Annotated in this window: 16 protein-coding genes; 12 read left to right on the top strand and 4 right to left on the bottom strand. The window is 50.2% G+C overall.

Annotated elements, in window-relative coordinates:
• Positions 1-356: 356 nt before the first annotated feature.
• From ABEA14_RS05505 to ABEA14_RS05480, 6 genes are all read left to right on the top strand, one after another.
• Positions 357-1613 (top strand): M48 family metallopeptidase, encoded by a 1257-nt coding sequence (locus ABEA14_RS05505; protein WP_345338878.1) that lies wholly within the window; start codon positions 357-359, stop codon positions 1611-1613.
• Positions 1614-1669: 56 nt separating this feature from the next.
• Positions 1670-2332, top strand: coding sequence for a TIGR00266 family protein (locus tag ABEA14_RS05500; RefSeq protein WP_345338877.1), 663 nt, complete (start codon positions 1670-1672; stop codon positions 2330-2332).
• A 23-nt stretch (positions 2333-2355) separates the two neighbouring features.
• The gene (locus ABEA14_RS05495) at positions 2356-3039 is read left to right on the top strand and encodes a TIGR00266 family protein (RefSeq protein WP_345338876.1); all 684 of its coding nucleotides are present in this window, start codon (positions 2356-2358) and stop codon (positions 3037-3039) included.
• A gap of 10 nt (positions 3040-3049) precedes the next feature.
• The gene (locus tag ABEA14_RS05490) at positions 3050-3781 is read left to right on the top strand and encodes a TIGR00266 family protein (RefSeq protein ID WP_345338875.1); all 732 of its coding nucleotides are present in this window, start codon (positions 3050-3052) and stop codon (positions 3779-3781) included.
• A 155-nt stretch (positions 3782-3936) separates the two neighbouring features.
• Positions 3937-4440 (top strand): hypothetical protein, encoded by a 504-nt coding sequence (locus tag ABEA14_RS05485; RefSeq protein WP_345338874.1) that lies wholly within the window; start codon positions 3937-3939, stop codon positions 4438-4440.
• A gap of 35 nt (positions 4441-4475) precedes the next feature.
• Positions 4476-5813 (top strand): hypothetical protein, encoded by a 1338-nt coding sequence (locus tag ABEA14_RS05480; RefSeq protein WP_345338872.1) that lies wholly within the window; start codon positions 4476-4478, stop codon positions 5811-5813.
• Positions 5814-5846: 33 nt separating this feature from the next.
• Here the strand turns inward: ABEA14_RS05480 and ABEA14_RS05475 are convergent, their stop codons facing one another.
• A complete protein-coding gene (locus ABEA14_RS05475) occupies positions 5847-6320 on the bottom strand; it encodes an NYN domain-containing protein (protein WP_345338871.1) in 474 nt (157 codons plus the stop codon).
• 665 nt (positions 6321-6985) lie between these two features.
• On the opposite strand from ABEA14_RS05475, the gene acsA reads away from it, so the two are divergent.
• The 6 genes from acsA to ABEA14_RS05445 all read left to right on the top strand — a co-directional run bounded on the left by acsA (position 6986) and on the right by ABEA14_RS05445 (position 13605).
• Positions 6986-8794 (top strand): acetate--CoA ligase, encoded by a 1809-nt coding sequence (gene acsA / locus ABEA14_RS05470; protein WP_345338870.1) that lies wholly within the window; start codon positions 6986-6988, stop codon positions 8792-8794.
• Positions 8791-9801 (top strand): pyruvate dehydrogenase (acetyl-transferring) E1 component subunit alpha, encoded by a 1011-nt coding sequence (pdhA, locus tag ABEA14_RS05465; protein WP_345338869.1) that lies wholly within the window; start codon positions 8791-8793, stop codon positions 9799-9801. The genes acsA and pdhA overlap by 4 nt, the downstream gene beginning before the upstream one ends.
• Positions 9801-10781, top strand: coding sequence for an alpha-ketoacid dehydrogenase subunit beta (locus ABEA14_RS05460; RefSeq protein WP_345338868.1), 981 nt, complete (start codon positions 9801-9803; stop codon positions 10779-10781). The genes pdhA and ABEA14_RS05460 overlap by 1 nt, the downstream gene beginning before the upstream one ends.
• Positions 10782-10840: 59 nt before the next feature.
• On the top strand, positions 10841-12121 hold the full coding sequence (locus ABEA14_RS05455) for a dihydrolipoamide acetyltransferase family protein (protein WP_345338867.1): 1281 nt from the start codon (positions 10841-10843) through the stop codon (positions 12119-12121).
• Positions 12109-12354: an acyl carrier protein gene (locus tag ABEA14_RS05450; RefSeq protein WP_345338866.1), complete on the top strand. Its 246-nt coding sequence runs from the start codon at positions 12109-12111 to the stop codon at positions 12352-12354. The genes ABEA14_RS05455 and ABEA14_RS05450 overlap by 13 nt, the downstream gene beginning before the upstream one ends.
• 183 nt (positions 12355-12537) lie before the next feature.
• A complete protein-coding gene (locus ABEA14_RS05445; RefSeq protein ID WP_345338865.1) occupies positions 12538-13605 on the top strand; it encodes a CNNM domain-containing protein in 1068 nt (355 codons plus the stop codon).
• Between the two features lie 97 nt (positions 13606-13702).
• Here ABEA14_RS05445 and ABEA14_RS05440 read toward each other — a convergent pair whose 3' ends face one another.
• The 3 genes from ABEA14_RS05440 to trpB form a co-directional block, all read right to left on the bottom strand.
• Positions 13703-15469, bottom strand: a complete 1767-nt coding sequence (locus ABEA14_RS05440) for a S8 family peptidase (protein ID WP_345338864.1) — start codon at positions 15467-15469, stop codon at positions 13703-13705.
• A 525-nt stretch (positions 15470-15994) separates the two neighbouring features.
• Positions 15995-16972, bottom strand: coding sequence for a phosphotransferase family protein (locus tag ABEA14_RS05435; protein ID WP_345338863.1), 978 nt, complete (start codon positions 16970-16972; stop codon positions 15995-15997).
• A gap of 161 nt (positions 16973-17133) precedes the next feature.
• Positions 17134-18360, bottom strand: coding sequence for a tryptophan synthase subunit beta (gene trpB, locus ABEA14_RS05430; protein WP_345338862.1), 1227 nt, complete (start codon positions 18358-18360; stop codon positions 17134-17136).
• Positions 18361-18521: the final 161 nt, after the last annotated feature.

Raw genomic sequence — 18521 nt, 5'->3', positions numbered from 1 at the left:
TTAGGAGTTAGTTAAAGCAGAAAAGCACCCTTATAGGGTGCCCAAAAGCAAAGCCACCTGCTATGCAGGTGGATTATTTACTTATGTTGGGGCGAGAAAACCAGGTGATACTCAATCATTCACCTCTGGTTACTATTTGGTTTTTTTGTAACCTCAGAAACTGGACATTGGTCAAGGTTGTGGCCTTATCGGCCTGCTTATAATGCGCTGTTCAAGGTAAAGACTGAGATTTACTGATTGAAGTTTAAGGGATTTTTCAATAGCGCTTGCAGTGACCTTGCCGGACATAAACTCTGCAACCTGTCCGGTTGTCGTCAGGCGTTGTGATTTAACTAACACAGGGAATACGCCGTTCAATGTCTGAACCCTCTCTTTATCCATGCCATGGTGTTCACTCGTCGCTGCCCAAGGGCAAAGCATCTGGCCAATTGCGGGTAGGGCGCTCGCACCTGATCTTTACTATCGCCGATCAGCAGATTGAATTAAGCCTCAATGAACTGACCATGGAGCAGGGCGGTGCCAGTGATCGCCTGGTGTTTTTCACTCACCCTGCGCGGCCTGATTGGCGCTTCTACACCTCGGATAAATCGGTCCTCAAAGACCCACACTTCAAGCAGTACCCGCACCTGGCAACAAAGATGCGCGGTGCCCGTAACAAGCATGTTTTTAACTGGTCACTGTTAGTGGTTGTGCTGTTGCTCATTCTGGCTGTGCCCATCGCTGCGATGATGAATTTGCATCGCGCCAGCGCGGTGATCGCCGAGCAGGTACCTGTGGAATGGGAACAGCAGTTGGGTGAGTCCAGTTTTGCCCAGTATCAGATCGGTGCCGAATTGATGGATGAAGAGCAGTCCGAGCGACTGATGCAACCGCTGATCTCGCCGCTCATTGATGTATTGCCAAACCGGCGCTTCGATTACCGTTTTTATATTGTCAACGACGGCAGTCTGAATGCGTTTGCGCTGCCGGGTGGCATTGTGGTGCTTAACTCCGGGCTGATACTTGCCGCCGATGATGCTGCAGAGCTATTGGGCGTCGTCGGCCATGAGATCACCCATGTTCGTGAGCGTCATGGTATTCGCGGCGTGATCTCCCGGGCTGGCATCTATGTGGCGGTGAGCGCACTGGTCGGTGATGTCTCTGGGGTGTTGGCTGTTGTCGCCGATGCCGCGCCGCTGCTGATCAGCCAGGGCTATTCGCGGGATTTTGAAACAGAAGCCGATGAGTTGAGCCACGAGCTGCTGGTAAAAGCGCGCATTGATCCCACCGGACTAGCACGGTTCTTCGAAAAAATGCGTGCCAAAGAGCAGGAAAAGCTGGCCGAACTGGGTGATGAAGAAACCCAAGCCTGGCTCACCACGGCCATGGGCTTTTTAAGCTCGCATCCGACAACTGATGAGCGCATTACCGCGCTAAATCACCGTGACGCAGATGAAAGTATCGAGTATCGAGATCTGTCACAACCCTTTGCCGAACTCAAAGCCAGTGTGGAAGCGTTTGTGATTGAAGGTGAGCAAGATGCTCCAGATGCGCAAGATGATCTGTATGAAGAAGGTCTGTATGAAGACGAGCAGGCTGCAGAAGCTGAAACCGTGTTAGCCGCGGGCCGTTAGAAATTTTTTGATTTTTTGTGGTGACCTTTTCACCGCATAAGCACAAGGAAAATGGAATGAAAGCTGAGATAAAAGGCTCCCAGGCGTTTTCTTATATCGATGTCGATTTAGAGCCGGGTGAAACCATAGTGAGCGAGTCGGATGCCATGAGCAGCATGGACGCCGACCTCGATCTGACCGCTACCTTTAATGGCGGCTTTTTCAGGGGGCTGCTGAAGAAGTTTTTGGGTGGTGAAACCCTGTTTGTCAGTCGTTTTACAAACAATACCAACGCCAGCAAGCGTGTAACCCTGGTACAGCCTGTACCCGGTGAGATCCGTTGTGTAGAGCTGAACAACGAAGAGTTTCATCTGCAACCGGGTGCCTATTTGGCATCTTCCGATGGTGTTGAGCTTGGTCTACGTTGGGCGGGCCTGGTTTCGTTTATTGCCCGCGAAGGTCTGTTTAAACTGACCGTGAAAGGTACCGGAAAAGTGTTCTACGGCGCCTATGGCGCATTGGTAGAAAAAGAGATTGATGGCGAATACATCGTGGATACCTCGCATCTGGTTGCATATGAGCCGGGTATCAAACTCAAGTTGCAACTGGCGGGTGGCATTTTCTCCAGCTTCTTCGGTGGTGAAGGACTAGTAACCCGCGTTCAGGGCAAAGGCAAGATTATCGTACAAACCCGCAGCCTGTCTGGTCTCTCCAGCTGGCTTAACCCTAAATTCCGTTAATCGGGCGATATCAGGAGCAAATAATGGATATTGAATTGACCCATCGCCCCGGTAATACGGCGGCAAAAGTGACCTTGCAGGCAGGTGAAACCATCACGGCAGAAGCGGGCGCCATGATCGCCATGAGTGGCAACATGGATATCACCACAACCACCCACAAAAAGAACTCGGGCGGTTTGTTTAAAGCAGCCAAGCGTTTGCTTGGCGGCGAGTCACTGTTCCTTAACCACTTTGAACCCAAAGGCGAGCAGGGCACCATCTTTTTTGGTACAGATTTGGCTGGCGACATGATGACCATGGAGCTGGATAACGACAACCTGATCGTACAGAGCGGCTCTTACCTGGCCAGCGACAGCGGCATTGAAGTGGACCTGGGCTGGCAGGGCTTTAAATCGCTGTTTTCTGGCGAAGGCGTGCTTTGGCTGAATCTGAAAGGCTCGGGCAAAATTATCGTGTCATCGTTTGGCGCTATCTATCCGGTGCAGGTAGACGGTGAATACATTGTCGATTCTGGCCACATCGTCGCCTTCGATGAAACGCTGGACTTCAGCATTACCAAGGCCGGTAAGAGCTGGCTGCACTCCTGGCTGGGTGGCGAAGGTTTGGTGTGTAAGTTTAAGGGAACAGGCACGGTTTGGTGCCAAAGCCACAACACCTCAAGTTTTGGTAACGCCCTGACGCCGTCACTACGTGCGCGAAAAGCCTAAGGAGCAGAGCATGAGCGATTTAACAATGGAAGAGAACAGCGAAATGCCTGCGACTCAAACCCTACCTACTGAACATAAAGGCTATGCCTTTGAGATGGTCGGCAAGCCTGATTATGGCTTTGTGACCGTGCAGGTGCCTGCCGGGAAAATGCTGAAAGTGGAAGCCTCCGCCATGGCGACCATGGACACCAATATGAAGATGAAAACTAAGATGCGTGGCGGCTTGAGCCGTCTGCTGACCAGTGAAAGCATCTTTATCAACGAGTTCACTGCTGAAGGTGTCGATGGTGAAGTGGGCATAGCACCGGGTACGCCGGGCGACCTGTGCCACCGCTATCTGGAAGACGACACCATCTATCTGCAAAACGGCGCCTTTGTTGCCTGTGGCCCGGACATCGAGATCGAGAGTAAATGGCAGGGGCTGGTGAAAGGCTTCTTCTCAGGTGAGAGCCTGTTCCTGATCCGCGCCAAAGGTACCGGCGATCTGTTCTTTAACAGCTACGGTGCCGTGATTGAAATCGACGTTGAAGACGACTACGTAGTGGATACCGGCAATATCGTCGCCTTTACCGAAGGGCTGGATTACAAAGTCACCAAGGTGGGCGGCTATAAATCCCTGTTCTTCTCTGGCGAAGGTTTTGTCTGCCGCTTTAGCGGTAAAGGTAAAGTCTGGATCCAAACCCGCGGCGCCAGCGCATTTGTTGGCTGGGCCCACTGGTTTAGGCCGGTACAGAAGAAGTAAACCTGTATAAACCATCCCGCTGCTTGATTGGCTTGATTAAGCGGTGGGGTGATAGAGAGAGTTAATCAACCACACTGCTGAGCTACCTCAGTCGTAGTACTTTTCGGCTCTGGCAGAAAACCCCAAACAACCGATGTTCGAGGCTAACAAGCGGTATGAAGTTTTTTACTGTTCTGTTTTTGATCGCAACTCTGTCAGGATGTGCATCCACTATTCCTGATGATGCTCCTGCATACTCTCCGGCTCCTCCGTCGCCAGATGGAAGTGGCACGCTTTACATCTTCCGAATGAAAACGGATCGTTCAACGGAGTGGGTACCACAAATATATGTTGAGCGTGATATGGTCACGCCTCTGCCTGCAGGCGCATATACAAACATATACCTACCTGAAGGAAAATACAGGGTAAGAGTTGTCTGGCCAGAAAAAGCTTACACGCCAGATCTTGATTTTCCAATTGAAGTTGCTGCCGGGGAAGAGTTGTATTTGTCATTGAAAGAGCAGAAAAGAAAGGTAGGCGCGCTTCAAAAATCCAAGCTTAGGCCAGCAGATCTGCTTTACGAATATTCGAATAGGGCACAATTTACCGAGAAAAAGATTGCAGTATTGCAGCTCAAGGAGTGTTGTAGATATTTGGAGCCCTATCCAATTTATGATTAATATTGGATTTTATTTTTCTAGGGATAGGATAATTTATGAGCATGTTTAAGATGTTGATTGTTACTATCTTGATTGTAATATCGTCGGTATTCAGTTGCTTTGCCACCCCAATACCTCTGGTTAAGTATCAAGATGTATATTTGCATTCGGGAGAGCCGTGCTCAGATAAACTTTCGCTAAACTTAAAATCACCTTCTTTCTACGATGATTTTTTAAGTTTATTCTATAGACATCCTTATGGTGACGGAAGCTCGTTTTTAGGCATAAAAGCATGTAATAAAAAGACATCGAAAGTATTTTCAATTTGGGTGGTGGATAATTATTCTTCAATTATTGATTATAAAGGGGATATTTTATTTGAACCATCTGTAAATATTAATCAAGATTTGATAATTGACATTTTAAATGAGACTAAGATAAGGCTTGATAAAAAATCTCTGTTAAAGAATGAAAAACTGTATTTAGAGTATTTAGTGAGGACTCTGTTGAGCTTAAATAGCAATGAGAACAGTAGTGCTATCAAAGCTAGAGAGGATTGCTATTATACTTCTGCATCTGACTGTGTCGATTACCTTAATCTATTTGTTGATTATTTAAAAAGCAGACGAACTGTTTCGAGAAACCATGATAGTAATTATCAAAATTTATATATTATTAATCAAGGACTATCCAAAAGAATACTTGAGAATGAGTACGTAACACCGAAACATGTATCGTTGTTCCTACGCTCCCCAATATCAAAGCTCAACTTTAGCAATGTCGAAAGACGGTATAGGTTGCATGCATTAATTTCTCTTTGGTCTTCGTCTAATCGTATTTCTAGATACCCAATACTTTCAAGTGTAAGAGCGTTGAATCTAAAAGAAATGATATCTAACGGTCACCTGATTGATTTAACTAGCAACTTCGCTCTTAGTGTTCTTAAAGAAGATAGTAATGTTGCTTTTTTTCCTCTCCTAGATGATAACGGTAGGCCTTATTTTTGGAATAAATCTGATTATCTTTACTTCAGGCTTTTGTATCTTATCGCTAGCAGGCTTTACCTTTATGATTCCAGTATTGCCTCTAATCTTTGGGCGGATTATTTGACTGATAAAGATAAGAACTATAAAGATAGCATATGGATCGCTGATGGCTTCCCTGTTTTAGGAGGAGGGAAAATCAGGTGCGGTGAGGAATCTGATCTTCGTAAGCAACTGTTTTTAGGTTTTTTACTTAGTGTCCTCGAAAATTCAACGGATCTCCATAGAGATAGGTTGAAACATAGGTTGACTGAATTAGTGGATTACAGTAGCTGTGATTTAACAGGAAATAAAATTTCTAGTTTCAATGATAAAGTGATTGTTAGAATAATAAACCATATTTATGATTGATTTTGGTTTAATACAACTTATGCTCCTTATATATTATTTCAGTAGGTCTTCTTCAATCCCATAAAACTGATTCGCACTATCCACCAGCGATTTCGCTGTCAGCGCTGGCACGCCATATACCTGTGTTGTTACACCGTACTTTTCGTTTATCCGTTTAAGCAGCAGATCAAAATCGCCGTCACCGGAGAGCAGGATCACGGTGTCCACGTCGCTGGCCGCTTCCATCACATCAATGGTAATGCCCACATCCCAGTCACCTTTGGCAGAGCCGTCGGACCGCTGGATAAAGGGCTTAAGTTTTACTTCAAAACCGATATGGCGCAGTGCATCCTGGAATTTACGCTGCTGGTCATCGCCGCGGTCGATCGCATAAGCGTTGGCGGTGACGATATCACCTTCATAGCCTAACCGTTGCCATAGTTTGCGGTAATCAAACTGGCGGCCATAGGCCTGACGACAGGTGTAATAGATGTTCTGTACATCGACAAACAGCGCGATCTTTTTCAAAGGAGAGTTCCGTTTTAGCTCGGTTTTTTGGAGCTGAAAAGTTATAAGCTCCGAATACGACAAGCATTCTAGAGTATGTGAGTTGGTGTCGCTACAGGGTGTTTGACTAGAGCACTACAGAGTAGAAGACCCCTCACCCTAGCCCTCTCCCCCTGGAGAGGGGATATTTCGGATTAGTCTCCCCGAGGAGAGGGGAGATTGCTTTGTCTAATCGCCTGGAGGGCGCAGGCTTTTCCCCTCTTCTCCCATGGGGAGAAGACTGAGATTAGGGGGGCTTTTGTCTAGATACCCCTCACCCTAGCCCTCTCCCCAAGGAGAGGGGGCAGTGCAGACTAATCTCCCTGAGGAGAGGGGAGTTGGCTTTGTCTAATCGCCTGGAGGGCGCAGGCTTTTCGCCTCTTCTCCCATGGGGAGAAGATTGAGATGAGGGGTCTTTTGGCAGTATTGAAAACACCTCTATCCCGCACCCAAATATCTAAAATTAATTCCTCTAAACCAAATCACCCACACTCTTGCCGCAGGTCAATTTCTGTACAAGAAAACCCCGAGGCGGTGAACTAGGCTAGAGGTAACAGTTAACTGGTCGTGCCACCAGACAAGATGGATGAGTCGGCGGCCATTCCATCAGCCTTTTCCAACCGCTGACTTACCAGCAATATACCATCATGCCGTATCTACGAGTGTCATGGCCCGGCTGCTTCCTGCGTGGGGAAAATGTCATGGCTACCGAACAGATAAACAAATCCGGAGCTGGTGTTCACCAGCACAATCTCACCAATTACACCGAGTGTTATGCCCAGTTTGATTGGCAGCAGGCGAAGGATGCGATCGCCACGCTGCCCGGCGGTATTAACATTGGCTACGAGGCGGTGGACCGCCATGTCGATGAGGGCCACGGCGAGCAGACCGCGCTGCGCTGGTTGGGTAAATCCAGCCAGGTGTTGGATATCAGCTATCTGAAACTTAAACAGCAGACGGCGAGATTCAGCAGCGTGTTAGGCCGGCTGGGTGTCGAAGTGGGGGATACCGTGTTTGGCCTCTGTGGCCGTGTGCCTCAACTGTATTATGCGGTGCTGGGTTCATTGAAGTTTGGCGCTGTGTTCTCGCCGCTGTTTTCTGCGTTTGGCCCAGAGCCAGTTAAAGCTCGCATGACCATTGGTGATGCCCGCGTGCTGGTTACCAGCCATGCGTTATACAAGAAGAAAGTGCTGCCTTGGCGGGAGGAAATGCCGGGGCTGAAACATGTGCTGCTATATGGCATTAAAGGCGAACTGCCCGACAACTGTATTGACCTCGACAGCGCCATGGCAGAGGCGGACCCAGATTTTCCGGTGCGTGCCTGTGATGATGAACAGCTGGCCTTGTTGCACTTTACTTCGGGTACCACGGGTAAACCCAAGGGTGTGATGCATGTGCATGCTGCTGTGGCCTATCACAAGTTATCGGGCTGTTTTGCACTGGACCTGCGACCAGAGATGGTGTTCTGGTGTACCGCCGATCCGGGCTGGGTCACTGGCACCTCCTACGGCATTATCTCGCCCCTTTGCCATCGCACCACTCTAATTATTGATGAGCAGGAGTTTGATGCTGAGCACTGGTATCAGGTGCTGGCGGAGCACAAGGTCAATATCTGGTACACGGCGCCCACGGCTATTCGCATGTTGATGAAAGCGGGGGCTGAGTTGGTCGAACAATACGACCTTTCTGCGTTGCAGTTTATGGCCTCGGTGGGCGAGCCCTTGAACCCTGAAGCTGTTCGTTGGAGTCAGCAAACCTTCGGCATGCCGTTCCATGACAACTGGTGGCAGAGCGAAACCGGCGGGATCATGATCGCTAACTTTGCTTCTGAGCCCGTTCGTCCCGGCTCTATGGGGCAACCCATGCCCGGCGTTACCGCAGCCGTGGTGGAGCGACATGAAGATGGTCACGTCACGCCCATCGGTGAAAACAACAAGGTCGGCGAGCTGGCACTGAAACCGGGTTGGCCTTCTATGTTTCGTGGTTATCTCAACGAGCAGGCCCGATATGACAAATGTTTTGTTGATGGCTGGTATCTGTCAGGAGATCTGGCGATGCGCGACGAAGACGGTTACTTCTGGTTTGTCGGTCGTGCTGACGACGTGATCAAATCCTCCGGTCATTTGATCGGCCCATTCGAAGTGGAAAGCACTCTGATGGAACACCCCTCTGTGGCTGAAGTTGGCGTGATCGGTGTGCCTGATGAAACTGCAGGCCAGTTGGTGAAAGCCTATGTCGCCCTTAAACCCGGAAATGCGCCTGATGAAGCCTTGACCAAGTCGCTGATGGCCCATGCCAGAAAACGGCTGGGTGCGGCCGTCGCGCCCAGAGAGATCCTGTTCCGCGAGAACCTGCCGAAAACCCGCAGTGGCAAGATCATGCGTCGATTGCTGAAGGCGCGGGAGTTGGGGCTGCCGGAAGGCGATATTTCAACGCTGGAGAGTGATGAATCATGAGCAATGGCAAGCTACATATCAGCACCCCACATCTGCTGTTTTTGCTGCAGCAGATGATCCGAATCCGCCGCTTCGAGGAGCGCTGCGCCCAGCTTTATCAGCAGCAGAAAATACGTGGCTTTATGCATCTGTACGATGGTGAAGAAGCGATTGCTGTGGGTGTGATGCAGGCGCTGACACCCGCGGATGCCGTGGTGGCGACCTATCGTGAGCATGGCCATGCCCTGGCCCGTGGTGTTGATATGAACGCCGTGATGGCGGAGATGTATGGCAAGGTGACGGGATGCAGTCGCGGCCGTGGTGGTTCGATGCACCTGTTTGATGTGAAAACCCGGTTTTATGGTGGCAATGCCATTGTTGCCGGAGGTTTGCCGATCGCTGTGGGCTTGGCTCTGGCGGATAAGCTGTCTGGCCGCAATCAAATTACGGTGTGCTTTTTTGGCGAAGGTGCAGTGGCTGAAGGGGAGTTCCACGAAAGTCTGAATCTGTCGGCATTGTGGCAACTGCCGGTACTGTTTGTATGTGAGAACAACCGCTACGCCATGGGGACACCACTCAACATTGAGGAATCAGAGCCCAATATCTACCGCAAAGCGGCCAGTTACGGCGTTACGGCACAGGTGGTGGATGGCATGAACGTGGTAGACGTAGAAGCGGCGGCTAAGGTGGCCTGCAACGCCATTCGCAATACCGGCGCTCCGCAGTTTATCGAGTGCCAGACCTACCGCTTTAAAGGCCACTCGATGTTCGATACCCAGCTTTATCGCAGCAACGACGAGATCGCTCAGTGGCGGTCAAAAGGGCCGATAGTGCAATTGCGGGAGTGGCTGCTGGCTAATGAGCTGATTGAGCAGATACAGATAACTGAAATGGAGCAGGCGGTAGATAAGGAGATTGAACAGGCTGAAATCGCAGCAGAACAGGCTGAGTGGGAGGCTGAGTCAGCACTGTTGGAACACGTGTATACACCCGCGGTACAGACGGCAGTGAAAGGGGAGGCAGGCTGATGGCTGAGTTAAGTTTTCGAACAGCGATCCATGATGCCATGGTTGAAGCGATGCGCGCTGACAGCCGCGTGTTCCTGATGGGTGAAGATGTCGGCCGCTACGGTGGTTGTTATGCCGTGTCTAAAGGGATGATTGACGAATTTGGCCCGGAAAGAGTGATTGATACGCCGTTGGCAGAATCCGGATTTGTGGGAGCTGGCATAGGCGCTGCCATGGGTGGTATGCGGCCCATTGTTGAGGTGATGACGGTTAACTTCAGCCTGCTGGCGCTGGACCAGATCGTCAATAACGCAGCGACGCTCAGACATATGTCGGGCGGTCAGATCAGCGTGCCGGTGGTCATTCGGATGGCGTGTGGCGCTGGTAAGCAGTTAGCGGCGCAACACTCCCACAGTTTTGAGGGCTGGTACGCCCATATCCCAGGTTTGAAAGTGCTCTATCCCGGCACGGTGGGTGATGCTCGCTACATGTTGGAGATGGCGTTGGAAGATCCCGACCCTGTGATCCTGTTTGAGCATGTGATGCTCTACAACGAAGAACAGGCGTTGCCTGAGCGCGACACTATTGCGCCTATGGAGCAGGCGGTGATCAGACGTGTCGGCCACGACCTGACCATTGTTTGTTGGGGCGTGAACTTGGGTAAAAGCCTGGCGGCGGCAGAGCAGTTGGCAAAGCTTGGTATCGATGCGGAAGTGCTGGACCTGCGCTGCCTGCGTCCTATCGACAGCGATACGCTGCTGACATCAGTCGCCAAAACTCATCGCATGTTGATTGTCGATGAATCCTGGAAAACCGGCGGTATGGCTGCAGAGATCTCGGCGATGGTTGCCGAACTGGGGTTCTGGTCATTGGATGCGCCTATCGCGCGAGTATGCAGTGCAGAAGTGCCAATTCCTTATCCTGCGCATCTTGAGCAAGCGGCACTGCCTCAGGTGGATCAAATAGTGGCGGCTGCGCGTCAGTTAGTTGAGCCGAAATAATCTGTCCGCTCAACCTGCAAGCCATAGAGAACTGAGTATTAAGTAAAGGAGCCAAGCGTATGAAAGAGATCACCATGCCGTCATTTGGCTCTGATATGGAGCAGGGCGTCTTGACCGAGTGGCAAGTTAAAGTTGGTGACGAGGTTAAGCGCGGTGATCCCATAGCGGTGATCGAGACGCATAAAGGTGCCATCGAGCTGGATGCCTTTGATGAAGGGGCAATTGCGCAGTTGCTGGTGCAGGTGGGCGAACAGACCCCGGTAGGGCAGCCGATCGCTATGCTGGCAGAGCCCGGAGAAGAGATTACATCGGCAACGACAGTTGATCAGAAAAGAGAAACAGCGCCGGACCTTGATACATCGGTAGCGCCGGATGCACCTCCAGCTAAAGTTCCAGCAAAGCCTATCGCACCGCGAGCGCCTAACACTGCAGTAGCAACGGCAGACTTTCAGCCTGCTACGCCTGCGGCGCGTAAACTGGCGGCCAAAAGCGGTATCTTGCTATCTGATATCAAGGGTACTGGGCCTGGCGGGGCTATCACCCTGGTGGATGTTGAGGGGCTATTGGCGATAGGTGGTGTGAGTTCTGTGAGTGCAACTGACTCACCATCTTCTGAGAAAACGACCGAGTCTGTTCCCGCAAAAGCCGTGGCTCAATCCGGATTTGACCCGGCAATGATGCGAGAGGCGATTTCAGCCACTGTCACGCGATCTAAGCGAGAGATCCCCCATTACTATCTCAGTCATACGTTGGATATCAGCAAGCTTGAGCAACATCTTGCCGAGCGAAATGCAGATGTTGAGCCGCTTAAACGAACCTTGCTGATCGCTCCGCTGTTAAGCCTTATTGCGCGTGCCCTGATCAAATTCCCTCAGTTGAATGGCCATTACAGGGATGGCCAGTTTGTGCCCTCTGAGGTAGTCGATATGGCCAATGCCGTTAATCTGCGTGGCGGTGGACTGGTGATGCCTGTTCTGCGACAGGTGGACAAATCAAGCATGGAGGCGCTGATGCAGCAACTCCAGGCGGTCACCGAAAGAGCAAAGCAGGGCAGTTTGAAGTTCTCGGATCTGGATAATCCCAGTTTTACCGTGACCAGTATTGGCGACCGGGGTGTTGAGTCTATTCTGGGTGTTATCTATCCGCCACAGGTAGCGATTGTCGGATTAGGCTGCCCGAGAAGTGACGTGGTTGTTGTGGATGGTGAAATCACCGTAAGCCGGGTAATGACGGTGACGCTTTCTGCCGATCATCGGGTGACGGATGGCCATTATGGCAGCCGTTTTCTTATGGAAATCAACAAGCGTTTACAGAAGCCGGAGGCGTTATGGAACGAGTAGCTTTAAGAGAAATGATCATTGAAGAGTTGATCAACATTGCGCCTGATGTCGAGGCCGATGAAGTGCCGGATGACGAAGATCTGCGTGATGCGTTAGATCTGGATTCGATGGATTTTATGCGACTGGTTGCTGCGGTACATAAACGCACCGGGTTGGAGATCCCCGAGGCGGATTACCGCAAAGTGCTGGAGCTGGACCAGATGCTGGACTATTTGGTGGCTAAAGCCAGTTGAAGTCTGGCAATCGTCCTCACTATTCAAGTTTACCTCTTCTCCCCTTGGGAGAAGATTGAGATGAGGGTATTTTTGTGACAAACCTTGTAACAGCAAATTGAAAACAGAACTTAGCGCCCATATCAACGTCAATGCTAATATGGCGGAGTTCCGTCGTTGACTAGGAAGCGTTAAACGCACTGTATGACACTACTACTGATATACCTGTTTATTGCCATTGGCATCTCGTTTATCTGTTCAATTCTCGAAGCTGTTCTTCTCTCGATTACGCCCAGCTACATGGAAACTGCGCTGCGTAATGAGCCGAACAAGGGCAAGGCGCTCAAACACGTGAAGGACAATATCGACCATTCAATTTCGTCGATCCTGATCCTGAATACATTTGCTCACACCATGGGGGCCGCAGGTGTGGGTGCCCAAGCCGCACATGTATTTGGTGCCAAGTGGGAAACGTTAATCGCAGTGCTGTTGACCCTGGCGATCCTCTATCTTTCTGAGATTATTCCTAAAACCCTTGGTGCAACCTATTGGCGTGCGCTGGCATTCCCTTCGGCGCGTTTGATCCGCTGGTTAGTAAAGCTGGTGTATCCCCTGGTATGGCTGTCGGCGTTTATTACCCGCCTGTTTAGCAAAAAGGATGGCAGTGGTATCAGCCGGGAAGAGATTAAAGCGTTTACGGCATTAGGCTTTAAACGTGGTGTGTTGGCGCAACAGGAAAACCAGTTGGTGGACAACATTCTTACCCTGCGTGATAACTCCACCCAGCAGATCCTGACACCACGTACTGTGGTGCACGGCTTTGATGAGAGCATGACAGTCAATGAGGCGCTGGCTGAAGATATGACTCAGCGCTTTAGCCGTATGCCTGTCTACCGTGACTCTTTAGATGATGTGATCGGCATGGTGACCCACCGAGCCTTGTCTGATGCCTCTCGCGCCGGACAAGGCGATACGGGTATTTCTGAACTGGTTCAGCCTATTCACCGTGTCTCTGAGCAGATCCCTGTGCTCAAGCTTTTGGATCTGTTTATTTCTCGTAAAGAGCATATGTTCCTGGTGGAAGACCACTTTGGTCAGACTGCCGGTATCGTCACCCTCGAAGATGCGATTGAAACCCTGCTGGGACGTGAGATCGTGGATGAAACTGATGTGACCGAAGATATGCAGCAATTGGCGAAAACCCGATTCCGCGACCGTTTACGTCGCAAGCAGAAAATCGACAGTGACCAACAGGTACTGAAAGAGGAGTAACCGACCGGAAGGCGAATTAACTCAAAAGAAAAGGCCGCGATAAGCGGCCTTTTTGTGTCAGGAAGAAACTGTTTGAATAGAATCAGGCAGTCAGTGATTAGTAACTGACATCCAATGTCACGCCACTGTATGCGCGATAAGCGCGAATACCTATATGCCAGACGCCAGACGTTGGCGCGCTGACCGAAACGGTTTCGTTATTGCCGTTTAGGTAAGGGCGGTAGTCATAGCTTCGGGTGGAAGGTTGTGCACCGTAACGCACATACAGGTCAGCGTCACCGGAGCCGCCGCTGATCGCGATATTCAACGCATCAACACCCGCGGGGACCTCTACCGTAAAGTACTGCCAGCCGCGACGAGAATCAGAGAGGTTAGTTTCGGTAAACCCGCCAGTCGGATCGGGGTCACCGCCACCACCATTGCCCAGCACCAGGTCGATCGCCGCCGCAGCATCAGCAATGCCAGCACCACAACCAGAGCAGGATGCCGGGAAGGAGCGCGCAGTTTGCTGAATAGCTGTCGCGACCTCATTTGGCGTGATTGCCGGATCTGCGGCATAGAGTAGGGCTGCTAGGCCAGCTACGTGGGGCGCAGCCATCGAGGTGCCTTGGTAAAAGGCGTAGTTGTCGCTTGCTGGGCCGTTTGAACCACTGTTGAGTGTAGACAGTACGCCGTTACTGGCACCACTGCGCACGTCACCCCCTGGTGCGGCAACCTCCACGACGTTGCCATAGTTGGAGTAATAAGCGCGACCGCCAGAGCGGTTAGTGGCGGCAACGGTAATCACACCACTACAACTCGCCGGACTGTAGTTAGATGCGTTGGCGTTGGAGTTACCGGCGGCAACCACCACGGTAGCTCCCAGGCTGCGAGCGGTATTGATAGCGGCTTGGGTGGTATTGTCGCAGCCACCACCGCCACCGAGGCTTAAATTCAACACTTGCGCAGGATTAGCATTGCTGGGAACACCTGAGACGCTTCCCCCTGCTGCCCATATCATGCCGTCAGCGATATCAGAGGTGTAACCACCACATTTACCCAATACACGCACAGGCACTACGCTGGCGTTATATGCCACACCAGCGACACCCCGACCGTTATTGGTTTCCGCCGCCACGGTACCTGCCACATGTGTACCATGCCAGCTTGAAGATTGGTCCTGAGTTGGCTGACCTCCACCACACTCACCCCGTGTAACAGCATCCCCCGGATCACGAGCGTCGGAATCACGCCCATTGCCGTCATTACCAACGAAGCTGTCGGAGATCATGTCGTAACCTGGCAGCAGGTTGTTGACTAGATCAACGTGGGGGCGGTAACCGGTATCCAGTACTGCGACGACCACACCGGTACCCGTGGTTTGGTCCCATGCTGCAGGAAGGTTCATACCTCCGGTCGATTCAAAGTAGTGCCACTGCTGGCTATAACTGGGGTCGCTTGGGGTCGCAAAGTGTTGCAGCAGGCGGTCCTCTTCAATGTATTCAACTTCACCACTGGCCATCAGGTTTTGCTGCATCGATAGCGGGCTGATACCTGCTTTCATTGAACCTTCGACAACAAAGCCTCCTGTGGCCATCTGTCGGAGAATCCGGGCATTGTCGCTAAAGCCAGAACGGCGCAGTTTATCCTTCATCACACGTTTGGCTTCGTCTGCGTCAGCAGTGCTCGCCATCGAAGGCGTAAACCCTTCCTTGAACTTAATGATGTAGCGCTTTTTAGGACCGGCTTTGAACAGGTCCTGAGGGCGCTCAAAGGACGGTGACAGTGCTGCAGAGGTTGGCTCGACCGCATTTACTGCGGAAGAAACCGACAACGCCAATGGCAAAGCGAGTAGCAGTCCGCTTTTGTATGTGGAATGTTTCATTGTTCTCTCTCTAGTCTGTTTTTATATTTCTGGTCTGATGACCAAAATCCAAACTAGAAAGGAATAAAAGAAATAACAATTTGATAAGAATGCCCTTTAATTGTGATGGGCACTTTATGCAAACATATCTTTACGAACAATGTTTAAGTTATTGAATTTAAAAATATGAAAAATATTTAGATTTTTACGAAAACGCATTCATTTGCTTGGTTTTTGACCATTAATTCGAAATACCTAATGTTTGATTGCTGTTTTAGAGAACTCACGATTTAAACGCTTAATACGCAGTTGTAGAATCTGGTTTTTATTCGTTTAATAGTCTGTATCTATATGAAAAGAATGGACTAAAAATGTTTTAGTTGTATTTGGTTACTAGAGGTCACGTAAGAGTATTAAACGTTATTATCTTTTTATGCATCTAGTGAGTTAATAAGAATTAAATAATATAGTGCATATATTCATAGGAAATTAGTCTTTATATTTTTGATATATGTATGGGTGGTTTTATAAATGGCTAATACTGATTCAATCTGTGATTGGAAACAGTTGTTTTGCTATTTGTTGCCAATTGTCCCTGGGCCCTGTTACAGGGACCTGACTCAGAACAAAATTAAAATCACAGGCAGGCCTGATTAAGGACGTGGCCATCAATGCATGTTGCAATGTGTCATCGGCCGGACGTGATAGGACCTTAGTGTGTTCAAGTAGCGTTGCGGTTAATGCCGGGTCTCCCTGGCACAGAAATATCAACGGTGTGGCCAGTTCCAGCAATCGACTGTTACCAATGACGGCATCACCAAAATCCAACACGCCACTCAATTGGTAACCATTGCCTTTCTCTTCCACCATCAGGTTCCATGGGTGCAGATCCATATGGATAAAGAAGGTTGCATCATCATCGAAGTAGGGCGGTGAAGCGGCGAGATAGTCAGTTATCTGGTCGACTAATTGTGGTGCCAATTGTTTGCGGGTATGGCGGGCGATGCAGTCATCTAACAGTTTTTGATGATACTGATGCCATGATGGTTTCAGTGGATGCGCATCCGGTAAATCTAAGCTGTGCAACTCAACGATAAAGTCTGCCAGTTGGCGCACAATATATAGTTTGTGCGCTGAGTTCATACCGCCCCATACATCAGCCAGTGAGACCCCTGGAAGTTGGTTCATTACGACGTAAAACCAATTATCCTGCTCTCCCGAGGCGGCGAGAGAGGGGATAGCCAGTGATGTCTGGTTTTGCAGTAGCGACAGGGCGGCGGCCTCGGCCTCCCCCTGATACCGCCAGTTGGGGGGCACAAGCTTTAGGATTAAGCCGTTACCTGAAGCATTTTGACCGCGAAAAAGTGCATTGCCACCCTCGGAGATCCGTTGCCATCGGCTCTCGCCAAGCTGATGCTTTTGGGTGATGTATGCCAATACCGGATGCCATGGCTCGATGGCCGGTGAATCGATAAAGTCGCAGGCAGCCGTGTAGTTTGGGTTGGGTGGCAATAGAGAGCGCATTTGGCTTCGGTTGCAGAGTTAACTGACGGCTATCTTAATTGGAAAGTGTTATAAGACAAAGGCGATAGAAAGGACTCGACATAGAAACTGCGTCAGCAATCGAAAGTTGGGTTTTGCTGACGCAGTGACTCGATCGGTTTTACTGTGGAAATCGGCTAGGATCAGCCTTCTACCATAGTCTCAATTCCGTATTGCTTACCGTAGTGTTTCACGACGAAGTCGATATCTTTGTCGCCTCGACCAGATAGGTTGACCAGAATATCGCTGGGTCCTTTCTCTTTGGCGAGTTTGATGGCATACGCCACTGCGTGAGACGACTCGATGGCTGGGATTATCCCTTCCAGACGTGACAGCTCGAAGAACGCATGAATCGCTTCATCATCATTGATAGCTGCATAGTTTACTCGGCCGCTGTCTTTGAGGTGGGCATGCTGTGGACCCACACTAGGGTAATCCAGACCACTGGCAACAGAATGGACGGGTGCAGGTTCGCCAGCTTCATCCTGTAGCATATATGACTTAAAGCCATGCATGGTTCCCGGAACGCCTAAGGTGAGGGTAGCCGCGTGCTCCCCTTGTTTTTCCAAATCACGACCCGCAGGCTCGACACCATGCATCATCACGGAGTCAGACAGGAAAGCGCTAAACAGCCCCATCGCATTTGAGCCACCACCAACACAGGCAACCAGGTGGTCTGGATGTTTGTTATTCATTTCGTGGAATTGTTCGCGGGCCTCGTTACCGATCACCGACTGGAAGTCTCTAACCATCATCGGGAAGGGGTGCGGGCCGACCACTGAGCCAATGGCATAGAACTGGTTTACGGGATCCTGCATGTAGGCTTCAAACGCGGCATCAACGGCTTCCTTCAATGTTTTCAGGCCGTGGGTGGCTGGGATCACAGTTGCTCCTAAAATCCGCATACGAACCACATTTGGATACTCTTTGGCGATATCGACTTCGCCCATGTAGATGTCGCATTTCAATCCAACCAGTGCCGCCGCAGTCGCCAAAGCAACACCATGTTGGCCAGCACCCGTTTCGGCGATGAGTTTAGTTTTGCCCATCTTCTTGGCAAGAAGAGCTTCGCCCAAACAGTGATTGATTTTGTGAGCGCCAGTGTGGTTTAGGTCTTCCCGTTTCAGGTAGATGTCTGCGCCGTATTTTTCCGACAGATTCTGTGCGTGAAAAATCGGGCTGGGGCGTCCAACAAAGTGTTTGTAGAGACGAGCGAGTTCGCTGAGGAAGTCCGGTTCCTGACGGATGGTGAGATAGGCTTTGGTTATCTCATCCATAATGGTTTGTAACTGGGGTGGGATAAAGCTGCCACCATACTGTCCAAAGTAACCATTGGCATCAGGCTGTGGGTGATTAAAACTGCTGTACACGAGACTTCCTTCCTAATTTCGCTGTCGATGGCTCGTTATAACAATAAAACCACAGTAAAAATGTGTGTAAGCGCGCAGATAACTTCAAATAATTTGTAAAGTTAAGGCTTGAAGATCAACTATGCTTAAGACAATTTGCACGTCATAGTTCAGCCAAATCA

This window comes from Corallincola platygyrae (genome assembly GCF_039544265.1).
Classification (GTDB): Bacteria; Pseudomonadota; Gammaproteobacteria; order Enterobacterales; family Neiellaceae; genus Corallincola; species Corallincola platygyrae.
The sequence above is the reverse complement of the archived record's forward strand: the minus strand, read 5'-3'. Positions and strand labels throughout refer to the sequence as shown.

What these genes read in the sequence shown, in the direction of transcription:
- ABEA14_RS05505 (WP_345338878.1), top strand. Translation starts at nt 357, where the DNA reads ATGTCTGAACCCTCTCTTTATCCATGCCATGGTGTTCACTCGTCGCTG.
- ABEA14_RS05500 (WP_345338877.1), top strand. Translation starts at nt 1,670, where the DNA reads ATGAAAGCTGAGATAAAAGGCTCCCAGGCGTTTTCTTATATCGATGTC.
- ABEA14_RS05495 (WP_345338876.1), top strand. Translation starts at nt 2,356, where the DNA reads ATGGATATTGAATTGACCCATCGCCCCGGTAATACGGCGGCAAAAGTG.
- ABEA14_RS05490 (WP_345338875.1), top strand. Translation starts at nt 3,050, where the DNA reads ATGAGCGATTTAACAATGGAAGAGAACAGCGAAATGCCTGCGACTCAA.
- ABEA14_RS05485 (WP_345338874.1), top strand. Translation starts at nt 3,937, where the DNA reads ATGAAGTTTTTTACTGTTCTGTTTTTGATCGCAACTCTGTCAGGATGT.
- ABEA14_RS05480 (WP_345338872.1), top strand. Translation starts at nt 4,476, where the DNA reads ATGAGCATGTTTAAGATGTTGATTGTTACTATCTTGATTGTAATATCG.
- acsA (WP_345338870.1), top strand. Translation starts at nt 6,986, where the DNA reads ATGCCGTATCTACGAGTGTCATGGCCCGGCTGCTTCCTGCGTGGGGAA.
- pdhA (WP_345338869.1), top strand. Translation starts at nt 8,791, where the DNA reads ATGAGCAATGGCAAGCTACATATCAGCACCCCACATCTGCTGTTTTTG.
- ABEA14_RS05460 (WP_345338868.1), top strand. Translation starts at nt 9,801, where the DNA reads ATGGCTGAGTTAAGTTTTCGAACAGCGATCCATGATGCCATGGTTGAA.
- ABEA14_RS05455 (WP_345338867.1), top strand. Translation starts at nt 10,841, where the DNA reads ATGAAAGAGATCACCATGCCGTCATTTGGCTCTGATATGGAGCAGGGC.
- ABEA14_RS05450 (WP_345338866.1), top strand. Translation starts at nt 12,109, where the DNA reads ATGGAACGAGTAGCTTTAAGAGAAATGATCATTGAAGAGTTGATCAAC.
- ABEA14_RS05445 (WP_345338865.1), top strand. Translation starts at nt 12,538, where the DNA reads ATGACACTACTACTGATATACCTGTTTATTGCCATTGGCATCTCGTTT.
- ABEA14_RS05440 (WP_345338864.1), bottom strand. Translation starts at nt 15,469, where the DNA reads ATGAAACATTCCACATACAAAAGCGGACTGCTACTCGCTTTGCCATTG.
- ABEA14_RS05435 (WP_345338863.1), bottom strand. Translation starts at nt 16,972, where the DNA reads ATGCGCTCTCTATTGCCACCCAACCCAAACTACACGGCTGCCTGCGAC.